The sequence below is a fragment of the Mesorhizobium sp. U510 genome (genome assembly GCF_059180695.1).
Window position 1 is genome coordinate 844,307 of the sequence record NZ_CP180532.1, and the last position, 17,709, is coordinate 862,015.

17 protein-coding genes are annotated in these 17,709 nt (G+C 65.3%); 8 read left to right on the forward strand and 9 right to left on the reverse strand.

Annotated elements, in window-relative coordinates; genetic code table 11:
- Positions 1 to 203: 203 nt before the first annotated feature.
- Both ACLGL5_RS06115 and ACLGL5_RS06120 read left to right on the forward strand, forming a co-directional pair.
- A complete protein-coding gene (locus ACLGL5_RS06115) occupies positions 204 to 1,145 on the forward strand; it encodes a MurR/RpiR family transcriptional regulator (RefSeq protein ID WP_019862147.1) in 942 nt (313 codons plus the stop codon).
- 187 nt (positions 1,146 to 1,332) lie between these two features.
- A complete protein-coding gene (locus ACLGL5_RS06120; protein WP_069090564.1) occupies positions 1,333 to 3,123 on the forward strand; it encodes a flavin-containing monooxygenase in 1,791 nt (596 codons plus the stop codon).
- Between the two features lie 128 nt (positions 3,124 to 3,251).
- Here the strand turns inward: ACLGL5_RS06120 and ACLGL5_RS06125 are convergent, their stop codons facing one another.
- The gene (locus ACLGL5_RS06125) at positions 3,252 to 4,487 is read right to left on the reverse strand and encodes an amidohydrolase/deacetylase family metallohydrolase (RefSeq protein ID WP_069090565.1); all 1,236 of its coding nucleotides are present in this window, start codon (positions 4,485 to 4,487) and stop codon (positions 3,252 to 3,254) included.
- Between the two features lie 32 nt (positions 4,488 to 4,519).
- Positions 4,520 to 4,885 (reverse strand): RidA family protein, encoded by a 366-nt coding sequence (locus ACLGL5_RS06130; RefSeq protein ID WP_027047560.1) that lies wholly within the window; start codon positions 4,883 to 4,885, stop codon positions 4,520 to 4,522.
- Positions 4,886 to 5,105: 220 nt separating this feature from the next.
- Between ACLGL5_RS06130 and ACLGL5_RS06135 the strand changes: the two genes are divergently transcribed.
- On the forward strand, positions 5,106 to 5,591 hold the full coding sequence (locus ACLGL5_RS06135; protein WP_069090566.1) for a hypothetical protein: 486 nt from the start codon (positions 5,106 to 5,108) through the stop codon (positions 5,589 to 5,591).
- Positions 5,592 to 5,778: 187 nt separating this feature from the next.
- Here ACLGL5_RS06135 and ACLGL5_RS06140 read toward each other — a convergent pair whose 3' ends face one another.
- Positions 5,779 to 6,795 carry a peptidase C39 family protein gene (locus ACLGL5_RS06140; protein WP_245307004.1) on the reverse strand — a complete coding sequence of 339 codons (1,017 nt, stop codon included), beginning with the start codon at positions 6,793 to 6,795 and terminating at the stop codon, positions 5,779 to 5,781.
- Positions 6,796 to 6,875: 80 nt separating this feature from the next.
- Complete coding sequence (locus ACLGL5_RS06145) at positions 6,876 to 7,511, reverse strand: methyltransferase family protein (RefSeq protein WP_019862154.1); 636 nt, start codon at positions 7,509 to 7,511, stop codon at positions 6,876 to 6,878.
- 266 nt (positions 7,512 to 7,777) lie between these two features.
- Here ACLGL5_RS06145 and ACLGL5_RS06150 point away from each other — a divergent pair, with 266 nt between their 5' ends.
- The 4 genes from ACLGL5_RS06150 (at position 7,778) to ACLGL5_RS06165 (ending at position 11,272) form a co-directional block, all read left to right on the forward strand.
- Entirely contained in the window at positions 7,778 to 8,035 is a 258-nt protein-coding gene (locus tag ACLGL5_RS06150) for a hypothetical protein (protein WP_027047561.1), read from the forward strand.
- Positions 8,036 to 8,061: 26 nt separating this feature from the next.
- Positions 8,062 to 8,853, forward strand: coding sequence for a COG4705 family protein (locus tag ACLGL5_RS06155; RefSeq protein WP_038650742.1), 792 nt, complete (start codon positions 8,062 to 8,064; stop codon positions 8,851 to 8,853).
- 365 nt (positions 8,854 to 9,218) lie between these two features.
- Positions 9,219 to 9,902: a winged helix-turn-helix domain-containing protein gene (locus ACLGL5_RS06160; RefSeq protein ID WP_019862157.1), complete on the forward strand. Its 684-nt coding sequence runs from the start codon at positions 9,219 to 9,221 to the stop codon at positions 9,900 to 9,902.
- Positions 9,899 to 11,272 (forward strand): HAMP domain-containing sensor histidine kinase, encoded by a 1,374-nt coding sequence (locus ACLGL5_RS06165; RefSeq protein WP_069090568.1) that lies wholly within the window; start codon positions 9,899 to 9,901, stop codon positions 11,270 to 11,272. Before ACLGL5_RS06160 ends, ACLGL5_RS06165 begins: the two co-directional genes overlap by 4 nt.
- Position 11,273: 1 nt before the next feature.
- On the opposite strand, the gene ACLGL5_RS06170 is transcribed toward ACLGL5_RS06165, so the two are convergent.
- From ACLGL5_RS06170 to ACLGL5_RS06185, 4 genes are all read right to left on the reverse strand, one after another.
- Positions 11,274 to 12,434 carry a glycosyltransferase family 2 protein gene (locus ACLGL5_RS06170; RefSeq protein ID WP_083246492.1) on the reverse strand — a complete coding sequence of 387 codons (1,161 nt, stop codon included), beginning with the start codon at positions 12,432 to 12,434 and terminating at the stop codon, positions 11,274 to 11,276.
- Positions 12,431 to 13,957 (reverse strand): ArnT family glycosyltransferase, encoded by a 1,527-nt coding sequence (locus tag ACLGL5_RS06175; protein ID WP_171903231.1) that lies wholly within the window; start codon positions 13,955 to 13,957, stop codon positions 12,431 to 12,433. Before ACLGL5_RS06175 ends, ACLGL5_RS06170 begins: the two co-directional genes overlap by 4 nt.
- 101 nt (positions 13,958 to 14,058) lie before the next feature.
- Positions 14,059 to 14,205, reverse strand: a complete 147-nt coding sequence (locus ACLGL5_RS06180) for a hypothetical protein (RefSeq protein WP_155249142.1) — start codon at positions 14,203 to 14,205, stop codon at positions 14,059 to 14,061.
- Between the two features lie 169 nt (positions 14,206 to 14,374).
- The gene (locus ACLGL5_RS06185; RefSeq protein ID WP_038650757.1) at positions 14,375 to 14,803 is read right to left on the reverse strand and encodes an Lrp/AsnC family transcriptional regulator; all 429 of its coding nucleotides are present in this window, start codon (positions 14,801 to 14,803) and stop codon (positions 14,375 to 14,377) included.
- Between the two features lie 179 nt (positions 14,804 to 14,982).
- Here ACLGL5_RS06185 and ACLGL5_RS06190 point away from each other — a divergent pair, with 179 nt between their 5' ends.
- Positions 14,983 to 16,086, forward strand: a complete 1,104-nt coding sequence (locus tag ACLGL5_RS06190; RefSeq protein ID WP_069090570.1) for a saccharopine dehydrogenase family protein — start codon at positions 14,983 to 14,985, stop codon at positions 16,084 to 16,086.
- Positions 16,087 to 16,294: 208 nt separating this feature from the next.
- Here the strand turns inward: ACLGL5_RS06190 and lpdA are convergent, their stop codons facing one another.
- Positions 16,295 to 17,704: a dihydrolipoyl dehydrogenase gene (gene lpdA, locus ACLGL5_RS06195; protein ID WP_069090571.1), complete on the reverse strand. Its 1,410-nt coding sequence runs from the start codon at positions 17,702 to 17,704 to the stop codon at positions 16,295 to 16,297.
- Between the last annotated feature and the right edge of the window lie 5 nt (positions 17,705 to 17,709).

Sequence of the window (17,709 nt, forward strand, 5' to 3'; positions counted from 1 at the left end):
TGAAAATTCCGGATTTCGCTTAATACACTGTTTCTACTTAATTTTCCCAGCCTTGAAATACGTGTTGCTTTCCTACATACTCTGAAAAGGAAACGCGAGCCTATCGCCAGGCACGCAACGGTTGCAGCGCGGCCGGGCGCATGGAACGACGATGTGCAAACATGGTAAGAGGTCAGGTCGAAAAGACAGGGAAGATCGACTTCATGACCGAAGCTGACAGCCAGCAAGAGCCCGTTGCAAGCCACGAGCCGGAGGGACGCGACATCAGGCGCATCCCCGACATCATCTCGCTGGTCAAGGATTCCTACGCAGAGTTGAGCCCGGCGGAGCGCCGCGTCGCCGATGTCGTGCTCGACAATGTCAAATACGCCGTCGACGCCTCCAATGCGGCGATTGCCGAACGCGCCGGGGTCAGCGAACCGACCGTCACCCGCTTCTGCCGCGCCATCGGCTGCGAGGGCGTGCGCGATTTCAAGCTGAAGCTGGCGCAGAGCCTCGTCGTCGGCGCGCTCTATCTGGCCAAGCCGCCGGCCATCAGCAACGACAATGGCATGCCGTTCTGGAACGCCGTCTTCGGCGAGGCGCGCCGGGCGCTGCAGGAGGCTGAACGCCAGCTTGACCCAGGCGAGTTGCAGAAGGCGGCGGAACTCATCGCCAAGGCTCGCCAGGTCACCGTTTTCGGCCTCGGCGGCAGTTCCTCGGCGCTGGCGCAGGAGACGCAATACCGGCTGTTTCGCTACGGCATCACCGTCAGCGCCCAGTGCGATCCCTATCTGATGCGCATGACCGCCTCGACGCTGAAGCCGGGCGACCTGGTGATCGCCATTTCGGCGACCGGACGCACGCGCGAGGTGATCGAGGCCGTCGAACTCGCCAAGCACTACCGCGCCAACGCCATCGCCGTGACCGCGCCCGACACCGATCTCGCCCGCGCCTGCGATGTCCGGCTGACGGTGGCGGTGCCTGAATATCCCGACACGCTGAAGCCGACAGCTTCGCGCTTCGCCTTCCTGGCGGCGATCGACCTGTTGGCCGTGGCCTCCGCCTACAAGCTCGACGGCTCGGCGCGCGAGACGGTCCGCCGCATCAAATACAACGCCCAGATCCACCGCACCGGCAAGGAGATGGAGCCGCTCGGGGACTAAGGCACAGCTTTTTTCCTTCTCCCCTTGTGGGAGAAGGTGGATCGGCGCGCAGCGCCGAGACGGTTGAGGGGTGGGTGACGGAGTGCCGTCCTTGCCAAGCTTGAACACCCCTCGTCCGACCTCGCTTCGCGAGGCCACCTTCTCCCACAAGGGGAGAAGGAAAGCCGTCAACCTGAGAGGGAAAAGAATGCTCGAAATGGCACCGACGAAACAGGCAGCCGCATGGCTGGAATCCCTGGCGCAGGCGCTCGCGGCCGGTGATGCGACCGCGGCAAGCAATTTGTTCGTCGACGACTGCTACTGGCGCGATCTTCTGAGCTTCACCTGGAACGTCACGACCATGGAAGGCCGCGAGGCCATCGTCGACATGCTCGAGGCAACGTTGGCGACGACCAAGCCCACCGCATGGCAGCTCGCCGGCGAGGCGACCTCGGACGAGGGCACCATCGAAGCCTGGTTCACCTTCGAGACCGCGGTGGCGTCAGGGCAAGGCATTGTGCGCCTGCGCGACGGCCGCTGCCGCACCTTGTTCACGGCGATGACCGACCTCAAGGGGTTCGAGGAGCGCAAGGGTTTGGCGCGGCCGCTCGGCGTGCGTCACAAGGCCGACCCCGAACGCGAGACCTGGTCGGAGGCGCGGGCGCGCGAGACGCGCGAGCTCGGCGCCACCGAGCAGCCCTATTGCCTGGTCATCGGCGGCGGGCAGGGCGGCATCATGCTGGGTGCACGGCTGCGGCAGCTCGGCGTGCCGACCATCGTCATCGAGAAGAATGCACGCCCGGGTGATTCCTGGCGCAACCGCTACCGCACGCTCGTGCTGCACGATCCGGTCTGGTACGACCATCTGCCCTACATTCCGTTCCCGGAAAACTGGCCGGTCTTCACGCCCAAGGACAAGATGGGCGACTGGCTGGAAATGTACACGCGCGTCATGGAGCTCAACTACTGGGTCGCCACAAAGTGCCTCAGCGCCTCCTATGACGAGGCGCGGAAGGAGTGGACCGTGGTGGTCGACCGTGTCGGCCGGCGGATCACGCTGAAGCCGAAACATGTCGTCTTCGCCACCGGCGCCTACGGCCCGCCGCGAAAGATCGACCTGGCCGGCGCGAGCGAATTCAAGGGCGAATTGCTGCATTCCAGCCAGTATGCCAGCGGCGACAAATTCCGCGGCAAAAAGGTCGCGGTCATCGGCGCGGCCAGCTCCGGCCATGACGTCTGCGTCGATCTCTGGGAAAGCGGCGCCGACGTCACCATGATCCAGCGCTCGCCGACCACCGTGGTCAAGTCGGACACGCTGATGGAGGTCGGCTTCGAGATCTTCTCGGAGAGCGCGCTGGCGCGCGGCATCACCACCGAAAAGGCCGACATGATCGTCGCCTCGACCCCCTTCGCGCTGGTGCCCAAGGGCCAGCGCGCGCTCTACGAGGTGATCAAGGCGCGCGACGCCGCCTTCTACGACCGCTTGCGCGCCTCCGGCTTCGCCATCGATTTCGGCGACGACGAGACCGGCCTCTTGATGAAGGCCTATCGCACCGGCTCCGGCTACTACATCGATGTCGGCGCCTCGGACCTGATCATCGACGGCAAGATCGGCATCCGCAGCGGCGTCGCCATCAAGGCGCTGACGCCGACAGGCATCCTGTTCGAGGATGGCAGCGAGCTCGAGGCCGACGCCATCATCGCCTGCACCGGCTACCAGTCGATGAACGAGAATGTCGCCGCACTCGTCTCGCGCGAAGTCGCCGACAAGGTCGGCCCCTGCTGGGGCCTCGGTTCCGGTGTCAAGGGCGACCCCGGACCCTGGCAAGGCGAGCTACGGAATATGTGGAAGCCGACGGCGCAGGAAGCGCTGTGGTTCCACGGCGGCAATCTGGCGCTGTCGCGTTTTTACTCGAAATACGTGGCGCTGCAGATCAAGGCGCGCATGGAAGGGATTGCCACGCCGGTTTACGGCAAGCCGAGTAATTCGAGACGATAGCATCCCGTGAGTTCGTCATCCTAGGGCGAAGCAAGGAGCGAAGCGACGCGGCGCAGACCCTAGGATGACGAGGGTCGCACAGCACTTATAGAGGAACTCGACACTCCGAGCCCTCACGGGCATCCCCCTCACTCATGCCGGTGCCCGAAATGCCGCGTCGCCACCTCGACATGCGTATGCGCAGCATGCGCCTCGAAACGCTCGGTCTCGCTGACATCGTTCACCGCCTCGTTCGGCCACCATGTACCGCCGATGACGATGCCTTCCGACACCAGCCGCTGGTCGGCGACCAGCGCGGCCCCGACCGCGTCGACGAAGGTGAACCGGCCCGATCGCTGGCGAAGCACGGCGACATCGCCGACGGTGCCGACGGCCAGCGTGCCGAGATCCGGCCTGGCGATCGCCCGCGCCGGCGCTTGCGTCGCCGCGCGCAGCACCTCGACCAGCGGCATGCCGAGCGCCATCAGCTTCGACATGCAGACCAGAATGTCGAAGGCCGGCCCGTCGACGCAGTAGAGATGCACGTCGCTCGAGATGACATCCGGCGCCAGCCCCTCGGCCAGCATGGCGCGCGCCACGTCGAAATCGAACGAACCCATGCCATGGCCGAGATCGAAGATGACGCCGCGCTCGCGCGCCAGCCGCATGTCGGGCCGCACCGCGCCGGAGGCGAAGACCGGCGCGTTGGGGAACGGCCGGAAGCAATGGGTGAGGATATCGCCGCGGCGCAGGCGCGGCAGCACTTCCGAGCGGCCGGGCGGCGGCTCGTCAATATGCGCCATCAGCGGCAGTCCGGCTCTGTCGGCCGCCTCCAGCGCCAGATCGACCGGCGCGATGCCGCTGGTGCCGCCGGCATGCTTGCCGGAGCGGACTTTCACGCCGACGACGACATCGGCGTGCTCGCGCGCCGCGGCGACCACCTCGCGCGGCTCGCAGAGCCGCAGATCGCTGCACTCGCCGACCGACACCGACTGCGAGAAGCCGAAGATGCCGGCAAAGGAAATGTTGACATACGCCAGGATGCGCGCCCTGGAGCGCTCCATGACATGGCGGCGGAAGCCGAGGAAATTGCCGGCGCCCGCGCTGCCGGCATCGATGAAGGTGGTGGTGCCGCTTTTGGCGGCGAGCCGGTCGGCATCGACGCCGAGCGAGGTGCCGCCCCAATAGACGTGGCTGTGCAGGTCGACCAGCCCGGGCGCGACGATGCAGCCCGTCACGTCGACGACCTGCGCGGCGCGATCCGCCGGGATATCGGCATCGACCGCCGCGACCCGCCCATTGGCGATGGCGACATCGCGCAGCGCATCGATGCCGGACGCCGGATCGATCAGCCGTCCGCCCTTCAGCAGGAGGTCGAATTGCATGAGGGGAACCTCCGGTTCTTTGCTTTGTCGTCTCAAACTGGTCGATAGGCGACCGCTTCGACCTCGATCTTGATATCGATCATCAGCCGCGATTCGACCGTGGTGCGGGCCGGCGGGTTCTTCGGGAAGTGCCTGGCGTAGACCGCGTTGAAGGCGCCGAAATCGCGCGCGTCTTCCAGCCAGACGGTGGTCTTCACCACATCGTCCAGTGTGCAGCCGGCCAAGGCCAGCGCCGCCTTCACATTGGCGAGCACCTGCTCGGTCTGTTCGGTGATACCGCCCTTGACCACGATGCCGTCGCTGCCGACCGGAACCTGGCCCGAGACATAGACGAAGTCGCCGGCCCGCACGGCGGGCGACAGCGGCACATGGGATGTTCCAAAAGTCTGCTTGGGCAAGGGATCGCCTCCTCTGATGACGCGGCAGGGCACCAGGGCGGCGCCCCCTTCCGCGCAGATTTACCGCGATCGCGGCGGTCCCGATAGGGCCCTTGTTGGAAAGCAACATTCTTCGAAATCCGTGTTGCTTTATTACAGAAGCGCTTGCATCGTGCGCACCGGCCGGGCGGCCTGCGCGCCGCGACGGACAAATGCCTGTGCGAGACCGGAGAAACCGAGAATGACCTTCGACAAGAACCCGTTTCCTTCAGGCGATGCCGACCGCCATGCGCTGTGGGAGATGCTGGTGCGGCGCGACATCGACGCCTTCATCGGCCAGGACTGGTCCATGGTCGAGCACGATTTTATCGCCGAAAGCTTCTTCGGCATGCATGCGCATTTCCTCGCCAATGCCGATGCCTGGCGGCTGCAGTTCCCAAGGCTGGAGGTCTACCGCGACGAGTGGCTGCGCCAGGCCAAGGAGACGGCGGCGACCAAATTCGCCGAGCCGTTGCGCGAGGCGCTGTTTCGCGTCACCAATCTGCGCGACATCGATGTCGAGGGCGACCGTGCCGTGCTGCACAAGAAGTTCGACGGCTCCGTCGCCAAGGCGGATGGCAGCGTCGACCGGCTGAAATGGCAGACCCTGTATTTCTGCCGGAAGGTCGAAGGCAGCTGGAAGATCGCCGGTTTCGTCGGCTACATGCCGTATCCGCTGGGGGCCTGAGAACGCCGTAGCGGGGCGGGTAAAAGGCTGTGGTAACAGGGTACCCTCGTTCGTTCGGCTTATCATAGGCGTTCGGGATCAGCCGGGCCTTCCGACTTCGTCATCCACGGGCGAAGCAGCCGCGTAGCGGCGTCGCGAAGAACCGAGGATGACGAAGCAATGGAGGCCTCCGCTAATCCCCCAGCCGTTATCGCCCGACCAGCACCGCGGCGCGGTAGGCCGGATTGCCGTACCAGGCCATCCGGTCGAGTTCCGCCGCCCTAACCGGGAGGTCGACGACGTCCATCTTCTGTTCGAGCCGGTCTGGCTCGATCCAGGGATCGTTGAGGAAATAGACGCCGTCGCCATGGTCATGGACGAGCACCCAGTGCGGGCAGGTGTGGCCCATCATCGGCGCCTGGTCGATCAGCACCAGCGCCGACAGGCCGCGATCGAGCGCCTGGCCGATTTCTTCGACGGCAAAGGCGCGCCTCTCGATCGGCAATGACGCGGCTTCGGCCTCGCGCTTGAAGCCGGCCTGAACGAAGCTCATCAGCCCGCGCCTTTCCTCCGAGCTGGCCCGGTCGAGGAAAATCGGTTCGGCGCTGCTCACGAATATTTCGGCCCGCAGGCCGCGCCGGCGCGCCGCCAGCGCCAGGCCGTAGGGGTCGCAGCCGCCCGGACCGCTCGGGCCGATGATGGTGGTGGCCTCGCGCCAGAGTTCGACCTCCAGCGCCCGGTTCGGCCGCAAGGCCGGATCGATCCCGGCCATCGCCATGGCCAGCGCCGACGGCCCGCAGGTAAAACCCGCCGTCTGCGGCCAGGATGGCGGAACCTGCCGGCGGTTCGGTTCGCTGCCGGTCCAGCGTTGCAGGAACCCGTCGCGGCGCTGCCACTGGCCGCCGATGCGCTGCGCCGTATCCTCGTCGGCGCGCAGGCAGAGCACGTCTTGCGCAAGCGCCTCCTTCTCCAGCGCCTCCAGCAGGCGCAGGCCGTCACCCGCGATGAAATTCGGAGCAGACCAGAACAAGGCGATGCGCAGCATCGCTGCCGCCGGCCGGCGCTGCCCGACCACGATTGCCTCCGGGCGGTCCTCGCTGTAGCACGCCACACCGGTGACCCCGGCGATCTCCCGCAGCGCCGCCAGCCGATCGCCGGCCTCGGCCGGCACCGCCGCGATCAGGTCGGCCCAGACGGCCGGGTGTTCGGCCGTGAAGACCGTCACATTGGCCCCTTCGCCTCCAGCCGATACCACAGGCTCCTCGAAGTGCTGCATGACCCGCAAATTAGCCGGACAATGGCCGATCAGTACAGGGTGAAGAAGGCCGGGAACAGCAGGCCCGTCTGCCGCAAGTACTCGATCAGTTCGATGGCCGGGAAGATGGCGAGGAAATAGAGCCCGTCAAAGAAGGTGCGCTTGAGTGCGCGGGTCGAGAACTGCAGCTGGTCGTCGTCGCGGTAGAGCAGCGGGTTCGGCCAGAAGCGCGGCGTCGTCTTGATATAGGCGGAATAGGCCGGGCCGAACTTGCCCAGCAGATATTCGGCTTCCTTGCGCGCCGTGACGCGGAAGATGAGGAAGCTGGCGACGCCAAGCACGGCCGCCGCCACCAGCGAGCCGTAGAGCAGACCGATGCCGACCGCGCCCACCGTCGAGAAGAAATAGAGCGGGTTCTGGCTCATCGAGAACGGCCCCGTCGAAACCAGCTCCTCGTTCTTCTTGCCGCCGACATAGAGGATGCTCCACAGCCGGCCGGCAACGCAGGCGAGCACCAGGCAGAAGCCCAGGAATTCGAGCGTTTCGTGACCGTTCGAGCCCTCGCTGAGCGCCGGCTTGGTGAGAAACAGCAGCAGCACCGCCAGCACCGCCGCCACCCGAACGAAGATCAGCCGCTTTCGCTGCACGAAGGCCTGTGAAACAGGCTTGAGGGACGCGTAGGTCATTCGTGTCTTCCTGGGGCACGGATTACGGGTTCGGCCACTGGGGCGCGCCATTGATGGCGGATACAAGGCCGCCGCTTTCTATCAGCGCAGCACGCGGCGTTCGTAAAGGCCTTTTGCGCCAATCACGGCCATCCTTACGAATTTGTATGCCACGGGACAGGCTGGAGTGAAGTCGCTTCCTTATCGTTCAGATGCCGGTCCGCCAATTAGGGCTCGGCTGCAATTGCCGCGGCCGGGATCACCGGCATCAGATAGGGAATTTTTCCATGAAGAGATACGCACTTGCCGTCGCAGGTGGCGCGCTCGCCATCGCCGCCTCGATGTCCTCCGTTTTCGCAGGCCCCGCGCCTTGCGAGGAGACGCTGAAGACCCTTCGCGCAGCGGAGGCCACGGCCACGCTCAGCGCTGCCGACAAGGCCAAGGTCTCGGAGCTGGAGACCAAGGGCATCGAACGCTGCAATGCCGACGACGACAAGCGCGCCGACGACTTCTTCGCCCAGGCCATGAAGGTCATGGGCAAGTAGATCCGGCAACCATAAGGACGGCCGCCATGCTCTCTCCCAACAAAACCACTGGACCGAACCGTAACAGGGTTCCGGAGGTCACGCTCGACTTCTGGCTGATCAAGCTGATGGCGGTCACCATGGGCGAGACGGCGGCCGATTATCTCGCCGTCAATCTCGGGCTCGGGCTGACCGTCACCTCGCTGATCATGACCGGGGTGCTGATCGTCGCCCTTGGCCTGCAGTTCGCGCAGAAGCGCTACGTGCCCTGGGCCTACTGGCTGGCGGTGGTGCTGATCAGCGTCGTCGGCACGCTGATCACCGACAACCTCGTCGATACTTTCGGCGTGCGTCTGCAGACGACGACGATTGCCTTTTCGGTGGCGCTCGTGGCTACCTTCGCGGTCTGGTACGCGAGCGAAAGAACACTGTCGATCCACACCATCTTCACGACGAGGCGCGAGATCTTCTACTGGCTGGCGATCCTGTTCACCTTCTCGCTCGGCACCGCCGCCGGCGATCTCGTCGCCGAGAGTTTCGACATGGGTTATCTCACGTCGGGCCTCATGTTCGGCGGCGTCATCGCGCTGATCGCGCTGGCCTATTATCTCATTCACCTCGACGCCATCCTCGCCTTCTGGCTGGCCTATATCCTGACGCGCCCGCTCGGCGCCTCCTTCGGCGATCTTCTGTCGCAGCCGGCCGAATATGGCGGCCTCGGCTTCGGCACCACCTTCACCAGCCTGATCTTCCTGGGCTGCATCGCGGCACTCGTTCTCTACATGACGCTGAAGAGAACGGCCGACGATGCCGACGAGATCCTGCTGGAGCAGGATTAAGGACTGTGAGGATGCGCTAGCGCTGACAATTGGCAGAGAACCCCACCACTTCGTCATCCACGGGCGGAGCAAGGAGCGCAGCGACGCAGCGCAGACCCGAGGATTCATGCCGCGACTTCAAAGCGACGCAGCGGTGCAGAATTCAGCTCCATTGCACTCTATGACCAAGGTCACGGAATGGATCCCAGGGTCTTCGCGACGGAGTTTCGCTCCTGCTTTGCCCTAGGATGACGAACGTGGGGAAGGCCTCGGCCAATCTCGAAGGTTTATGGCGAAAGCCCCCGCCAAAGCCATCCTGCCATCCTAGGAACGGGGCCGTGCCGGTGATAGCCTGTGCCCGATATCGGCGATCAACCGGAACAGCGATGCGACTTCTTCTTGTCGAGGACGACCACAAGACGGCGGACTATATCGTCAGGGGACTGACCGAGGCCGGCCATGTCTGCGACCTCCTGCGCAACGGCCATGACGCGCTTTTTGCTGCCACCAGCGGCAGCTATGACGTGATCGTCGCCGACCGAATGATCCCCGGTCTGGACGGCCTGTCGATGATCAAGGCGGTGCGCGCGGCCGGCGTGCGCACGCCGGCGATCTTCCTCACCTCCATCGGCGGCATCGACGACCGCGTCGAGGGCCTGGAGGCCGGCGGCGACGACTATCTGGTCAAGCCCTTCGCCTTTTCCGAGCTGCTTGCCCGCATCAATGCGCTCGGACGCAGGCCGGCGGCGCAGGAGCAAAAGACGATGCTGCGGGTCGCCGACCTCGAAATGGACCTCATCATGCGGCGCGTCACGCGCCAGGGCCAGCCGATCGACCTGCAGCCGCGCGAATTCAGCCTGCTGGAGGTGCTGATGCGCGGCGAGGGCCGCGTGATCACCCGCACCATGCTTCTGGAGCGCGTCTGGGACTTTCATTTCGATCCCAAGACCAGTGTTGTCGAGACCCATATCAGCCGGCTGCGGGCCAAGGTCGACAAGCCGTTCGAGGCCCAGCTCATCCATACCATCCGCAACACCGGCTACAGCCTGCACGCACCGCTTGCGCCATGACCGGAAGCTGGTCTCGCCTGCTGCGCAGCACGCCGTTCCGGCTCGCCCTCACTTTCGCCTTCCTGTTCATGCTGGCCTTCATCCTGTCGGGTGCCATCGTCTACCAGATGATGAGCGCCGATCTGGCCGGGCAACTCGACGACACCATCAAGGAAACCTACGCCGTCATCGCCGCGAGCTATGCCGACAATGATCCCAAGGAACTGGTCGAGACCGTCGAGAGCCACGCCACGCGCAGCCCGAAGAAGGAGCAGCTGTTTTCGCTGACCGACGCGGCCGGCAACCGGCTGGCCGGCAACTTCACCGCCGCGGGGCTTCCCGACGGCTTTTCGATGTTCGGCGCCGAAATGCCCGACCTGCCCCAAGGTACCGAGTACCGCGCCTATTCGGGCGCGGTCGGCAGCAACACCCTGACGGTCGCCATCAGCCTGTCCGAGACGGAGGAACTGGAGACGATCATGCTGATGAGCTTCGGCTGGGCGACCCTGATCATCACCGGGCTGGCGGTCGCCGGCGGCGCCCTGCTTGCCTCGCGTGTCCAGCTCCGTCTCGACGGCATCGCCGCCACCATGGTCGATGTCTCGCATGGCCGGCTCGATGCCCGCATTCCGCTGACCGGCACGGGCGACGACATCGACGTCGTCTCCAGCCAGGTCAACGCGGCGCTCGATCGCCTGTCGGGCCTGGTGGACGGCATGAAGCAGGTCAGCGCCAACATCGCGCACGACCTGAAAACGCCGCTCAACCGGCTGCAGATGATCCTCGACAGCGCGTCGGAAAAGAACCTGTCGGGCCAGAAAGTCGGCAGTGAACTGGCCGAGGCGCATGCCGAGAGCCTGCAGATCAACGAGACGTTCGACGCGCTGCTGCGCATTGCGCAGATCGAGGCCGGCGCGCGCAAGGCGCGGTTCACCGATGTCGACCTCGGCGAAATCCTGCAAACCATCGCCGAGATCTACACCGACGTGGCCGAGGATGACGGCAAGTCGCTGTCGTCGGTCGAGCTGCATCAGACCGCCGGCCGCATCCACGGCGACCCGGAACTGCTGACGCAGATGTTCGCCAATCTGGTCGAGAACGCGCTGCGCCATTGCCCGCCCGGCACGACGATCAAGCTGTCGGTGGCGCGCGACGGCGATCATGTCCTTGCCGGCGTCGCCGACAATGGACCCGGCATCCCCGCCGACGAACGCGAAAAGGTCTTCCAGCGGCTCTACCGGCTGGACCACAGCCGCTCGACGCCGGGCAGCGGCCTCGGGCTGAGCCTCGTCAGGGCCATCGCCGATCTGCACGGCGCCACCATCGCCCTCGAGGATTGCCGGCCCGGCCTTGCCGTAATGGTGAGTTTCCCTCTGGTCGCCGCTTCCTAGTCTACTGCCGGCGCCAGGTTATGGCGGAATTGGTGATGTAGTTCCACGCGGAGCCGACGACGGCGCCGGCAAGGCCGGCGACCCACCAGCGTGAGTGGCCGCTATAGAGAAGCGTCGACACGCCGACACCTGCCACGACGCCAAAGCTGCACAGCGCCGCGAACATGAGCAAGCCGGTCAGGAACCGCCAGCCCCGCCGGCGCTGGTCGCGATAGGTGAAGGCGTTGTTCAGCGTGTAGTTGAAGGCCATCGCCGTGAACATGGCGGTTGTCTGGGCGACGGCAAACGACAGCCCGTGCGGCAGCAATGCATGCAGAACCGCGAGATGGACGACGACACCGGCGGATCCGACCAGGCCGAAGGCAAGGAAGCGCGTCGAGATCAGGTCTCCCGACATTTTCGCGACCAGCAGGCCGGCATATTCAAGCGCGACAAGGGAATCGAGCTTGCTCTCTCCGTGCAGGCGCGGGCCGAACACGTAGGGGATTTCCTTGATCCTGATGGCGCTCGGCGAAGACGCGACAATGTCGAGCAGGACCTTGAAGCCTTGCCGCGACAGCCGGGGCGCCACCGCGTCGACGATTTCCCTGCGCAGCATGAAGAACCCGCTCATCGGATCATTGATCGGTGTTTTCAGAAGCAGGCGCGCAAGGTGCGTCGCTAGCCGGCTGGCGCCGGACCGCAGCCTGGTGAACCCGCCGCTGGCGCTGCCGTCCCTCTGGTAGCGGCTGGCAATCACCAGTTCGGCCTCGCCGCCTTGCAGGATCGCCAACATGGCGGGCAGGCATTTTTCGTCGTGCTGCAGGTCACCGTCCATGACGGCCACGATCGGCGCCGAGCTCGACAGGATGCCCTCGAGGCAGGCGCCGGCAAGACCGCGCCTGGCAATGCGCCTGATGCCGCGAACACGGTGATCGCCGGCGGCGATGTCGCGGACCGCCCGGATCGTGCCATCCTTCGAGTCGTCATCGACAAACACCACTTCCCAGTCGATGCGTGCCAGCGATTGCCGCAGCCGGGCCACCAGCAGGCCGATATTGGCGCGCTCGTTCAGGGTCGGAACCACGATCGTTAATTCCGGGCCGCCATGCCGGGCCGCGACGGGGAATACGCTGTCGGTCGCCAATGCAAGGGCGCCGTGCTGGGGGGCCGCCTGGTTCATGGCTGTCCCCGAGGCGGCTGGACATTGGCTTCCGGGAGCGGCGGCGCCGGGCGCGTCACGGGCAGGATCAGCATGTCGAAGACCGGAAAGCCGGAAAGCCGTTGCGTCATGTGCCGGGCGTCGCCGTCGACGACGAACAGCCCGCCGACACTGTCGCGATAGGCTTTCTCCTGAGCGGCCTCGTCGTCGCGGAAATTCATGGCGCCGATGAAAAAGCCCTTGGTTTGGCCGGCGAGGCGCCTGTCGTCCATGAACTGGAAGTGGCGCGGATCTCCGGGAAGCACCACGATCGGAATGTCCGGACCAAGTTCGTAGGCCAGCTTGGCGGCTTGCATCCAGTTGGTGGCAACGACATATCCGTTGGCGCGCCTGATCTCGTCGGCAACCTTGCTGTCCGACAGCGCGGACCAATCGACGAGCTGCCAGTTGACGTCGAACTTCGACGCCCTTTGGAAGAAGGGCCTGGTCAATGCCGCGGTCGTCGCCTGCACCGCGAACCCGGTGGCCAGAAGCGGAACCACGACGGCGGCGACGACGATGGACACCACGAGCAGTCTTGGCCTGCGCAACGAGAATACGGCGCACCATTGACCGACGAGCGGAAAGGCAAACAGGAAGCCGCTCATCGACCAGTGCGGCAGCGAGTGCGCGCTGACCAGGGCGATCAGGTCGAAGAACACGACAGGCAGCGCCGAGAGCAGCACGAAGAGGCGATCGGCCGCCGTGCCGCTCCACGCGCCTCGCCACAGGCACGCCATGGCGACCGCCCAGATCGGCGGCCAGACATACAGCGCCTGGCCGAGCAACGTGACGGCGAGGTTGCCGGGATGCAGCAGATGGCCGTCATTGGCGGTGCCCCGCCCGGACTGGAATGCCAGGGAAATCCAGCCATGATCCATGTTCCAGATTACGACCGGCAGCAGGCCAAGTGCCGCGATGGCTCCGGCCACCCATGGCCCTGCGGTTGCAAGCTGGGCGCGGCCGGGTTTCGTCAGCGGCAGGACCAGCAGCGCCGAGATGCAGAACAGGCCGGCCTGATATTTCGACGCCAGCGCCAACCCGAGCGCCACGCCGGCCGCGCACCAGCGCAGCAACGCAAAACGTGAGTCTGCGCCCAGGAGCATCGGCGCGGCCAGGCACGCGGCGGCAAGCAAGAAGAAATCAAGCGGCCCGTCGGGAACGACGAAATGGCCGGCGGAGATGAGAAAGAACGGGGCGACCGTATACCAGGCCACGGCCCAGAAAGCGGCGATGGCGCCGTAGGCATACCGGGTCAGTGCAAACAGCAACAGCGCCGACAGCGAGCCGAGCACGACATAGGGGAGCCTCACCACAAGCCGGCATTCGCAGCCGGAGACATCTGCCATGAACCGGGCAAGCGCGAAGCCGATCGGAGGATGATCGAAATAGGAAAGCGAATGGCTGCGCGACACCACGACCGCGTAGGCCTCGTCGATCGACAACGGAATGACCGATGCAAGCGCGATCCTGAAGGCCAGGAACACGGCGACGAGAAGTGCCATCTGGGAAGCCGGGTGTAACGGAAAAGCGCGCGCCGCGCTGGAAGCGGGCCACGTGGCTACGCCGGCGCCTTGCCAGGTCTCCTCGATCTGCATCTGGTGTCCTACCAGAACCAGAACATGTGGGACTCCGGCGCCGGGCCATTTCCCGCCATGACGACGGTCAGGCAGGCGGCAGCCAGCAGGATGATGCCGATCGTGATCCAGATCCGCTGGCCAGCCTGGGCGGGAATATTGCGCGGTACGGTCAAAGCCACCTCTCGGAACACGACAGGCTTTCGGCTCGGGATGATCTTAGCCGCAGCGGTCCAGGCGTCACACTGCCTCACCAGCCATACGGCCGCTTTGCCGGGTTCTTACAAATCAGTAAGAGGTTGAAATTGTTCACGGGTGATCCGGCGGCACAGCCGGAGCCGGCCTTCACCGATCGATGCGCGTCGACAGGATGATCGACGACGAGGTTCGCTCGACCCCGTCCATGGCGCCGATCTGGTCGAGCAGCGCGTCGAGGTCGCGGATCGACGGCGCGTCGACGATGACGATCATGTCGAAATTGCCGCTCACCGAATGCAGCGTCCTGACCGGCGGCAGCGCCTGCAGGGCGCGCACCACCTTGTCGGCGAGCTTGGGCGTGACAGTGAGCAGCACATGCGCCTTGACCAGACCCTGCTCATAGTCCGGCGAAAGCTTGACGCCGTAGCCGGATATGATGCCGCGCTGCTCCAGCCGCTCAATCCGGCTCTGCACCGTCGTGCGCGACACGCCGAGCCGTCGCGCCAGTTCGGCCGTCGAGGCGCGGGCGTTGGAACGCAGCAGGGAAAGCAGCGCCTGTTCGGCTTCACTGAGCATTTCGACGATCTCCTTCGGCGGATCGATGAAAGATAGGGTTCACTCTGCCAGATTTCACACTTCCTTTCGACAGGCATGCTGCGATGATTCCGCCAATTCGCGAGCAATTCCAGGAAGTGTGAAGCGGTTTCCGTCCGGACTTGCGTAAAGCAAATCGAAATTGGCAGGGGTATTTGACCATGAACAACATCGTTATCGTCGGCGCCGGCAAGATCGGCTCGACCATCGCCGGAATGCTCGCCGCGACCGGCGACTACCGCGTCACCCTCGTCGACCGCTCGGCGGCGCAGCTTGCCGCGGCCGAAGTGCCCGCCGGCGTCGAGACGCTCGAACTCGACATCGCGGCGGCCGGGGCGCTGGAAGCAGCGCTCGCCGGCAAGTTCGCGGTGCTGAGCGCCGCCCCCTTCCATCTCACCACGCGCATCGCCGAAGCGGCGGCCAGTGCCGGCGTGCATTACCTCGACCTCACCGAGGACGTCGTCTCGACCCGCCGCGTCAAGGAACTGGCGCGTTCGGGCAAGAGCGCCTTCATCCCGCAATGCGGCCTGGCGCCGGGCTTCATCTCGATCGTCGCCAATGATCTCGCCAGCCGCTTCGACACGCTGGAAAGCGTGCGCATGCGCGTCGGCGCGCTGCCGCAATACCCGTCCAATGCGCTGAACTACAATCTGACCTGGAGCACCGACGGCGTCATCAACGAATATTGCGAGCCCTGCGAGGCGATCGTCGAGGGCGAGCTGATCGAAGTGCCGCCGCTGGAGGAGCGCGAGGAATTCTCGCTCGACGGTGTCACCTATGAGGCGTTCAACACTTCGGGCGGGCTCGGCACCCTGGCCGAGACGCTGAAGGGCAAGGTGCGCACGCTGAATTACCGCACCATCCGCTATCCCGGCCACGCCGCCATCATGAAGGCGCTGCTCAACGACCTTGGCCTGCGCCACCGCCGCGACGTGCTGAAGGACATTTTTGAAAGCGCGCTGCCGGCGACGCTGCAGGACGTGGTCATCGTCTTCGTCACCGTCTCCGGCCGCCGCAACGGTCGCCTGCTGCAGGAAACCTACGCCAACAAGATCTACTCGCAGCGCGTCGGCAACCAGGTACGCAGCGCCATCCAGATCACCACGGCCTCAGGCATCTGCGCCGTTCTCGACATGCTGGCCGACGGCAGCCTGCCGGCGACCGGCTTCGTCAAGCAGGAAGACATCGCGCTGGGTCCCTTTCTGGCCAATCGTTTCGGGCGGGCCTATGCGCAACATGAGATGGTGAGCCGGCTCGCGAGCTGAGGAGCCGCTCCTCTTCCTTCTCCCCTTGTGGGAGAAGGTGGATCGGCGCGCAGCGCCGAGACGGATGAGGGGTGCTCCAGGGCACTCCAACGCCTCGCTCCGCTGGAACACCCCTCCTGCGTCGCCTTCGGCGACACCGCCCCGGGCGAGCCACTTGTCTCGCCCCGTCCTTCGGACCCCACAAGGGGAGAAGGAAGAACCGCTCCCTCTAAATATGCAGCGCGTGCCCGAGCGCCTTCAGCGCCGCTTCCTGGAACCCCTCGCCTTGCGTCGGATGCGCGTGGACGGTCCCGGCGATATCCTCCAGCCGCGCCCCCATCTCCAGCGCCAGGCCGAACGCCGCAGCCAGTTCCGACACGCCCTGCCCGACCGCCTGGATACCGAGCACCAGATGGTTGTCGGCCCGCGCCACGACGCGGACGAAACCATCCTCGCCGAGCTTCGTCATCGCCCGTCCATTGGCGGCAAACGGGAACAACCCGATCTTGATCTCGCCCTGAGCCTTGGCCTCCTCCGGCGACAGCCCAACCGTCACCAGCTCCGGATCGGTGAAGCAGACGGCGGGGATTGCGCGCTTGTCCCAGTTGCGCTTGTGACCGGCGACGATCTCGGCGACCATTTCGCCTTGCGCCATCGCCCGATGCGCCAGCATCGGCTCGCCGGTGACGTCGCCGATGGCGAAGATGCCGCGCATCGAGCTGCGGCACTGGTCGTCGATCCTGATGAACTTGCCTGTCCTATCGAGGTCGATCTGGTCCAGGCCCCAGCCTTCGGTCACCGGCTTGCGCCCAACCGTCACCAGGATCTTGTCGGCGGAAACCTTGGCATTCTTGCCGTCCGCCGTCTCGACCAGCAGCGCGTCGCCCTTGCCCGCCTGTCCCTGGGTCGACAGCCCCTTGGCCTTGGCCCCGGTCATGACTTCGATGCCAAGCGCCGCAAGCCGCTTCACGACAGGCCGCGTCAGCTCGGCGTCATATTGCGCAAGCACGCGCGGCATGGCTTCGACCACGGTCACTTCGGCGCCCATCTTGGCGAAGGCCATGCCGAGCTCCAGCCCGATATAGCCGCCACCGACCACCGCAAGCTTCTTGGGCACCGCACTCAAAGCCAGCGCTTCCGTGGACGATATCACTGGCCCGCCAAAGGGAAGGAACGGCAGTTCCACCGGCGCCGAGCCGGTGGCGATGACGATCGTCTCGGCCCGGATCACCTGGCTTCCCGTCTCGGTCTCGACCTCGACGGTCTTGCCGTCGCGGAACGTCGCCCAGCCATGCACGGTCTTGACGCCGGCCTTCTTTAGCAGGCCGGCGACGCCGCTGTTGAGCCGGCTGACGATGCCGTCCTTCCAGGCGACGGTTTTGCCAAGGTCGAGCACGGGCGCCGATACCGAGATGCCGAGCGGGCTCTTGCCGCCGGCCATGTGGGCGACCTTCTCGAACTCCTCCGCCGCATGGATCAGCGCCTTGGACGGAATGCAGCCGACATTGAGGCAGGTGCCGCCGGGCTTACCGGCCTCGACGATGACCGTGTCGACGCCGAGCTGGCCGGCACGGATGGCGCAGACATAACCGCCCGGACCGGCGCCGATGACGAGCAGCTTGCAGGAGATTTCTTTCATGACGA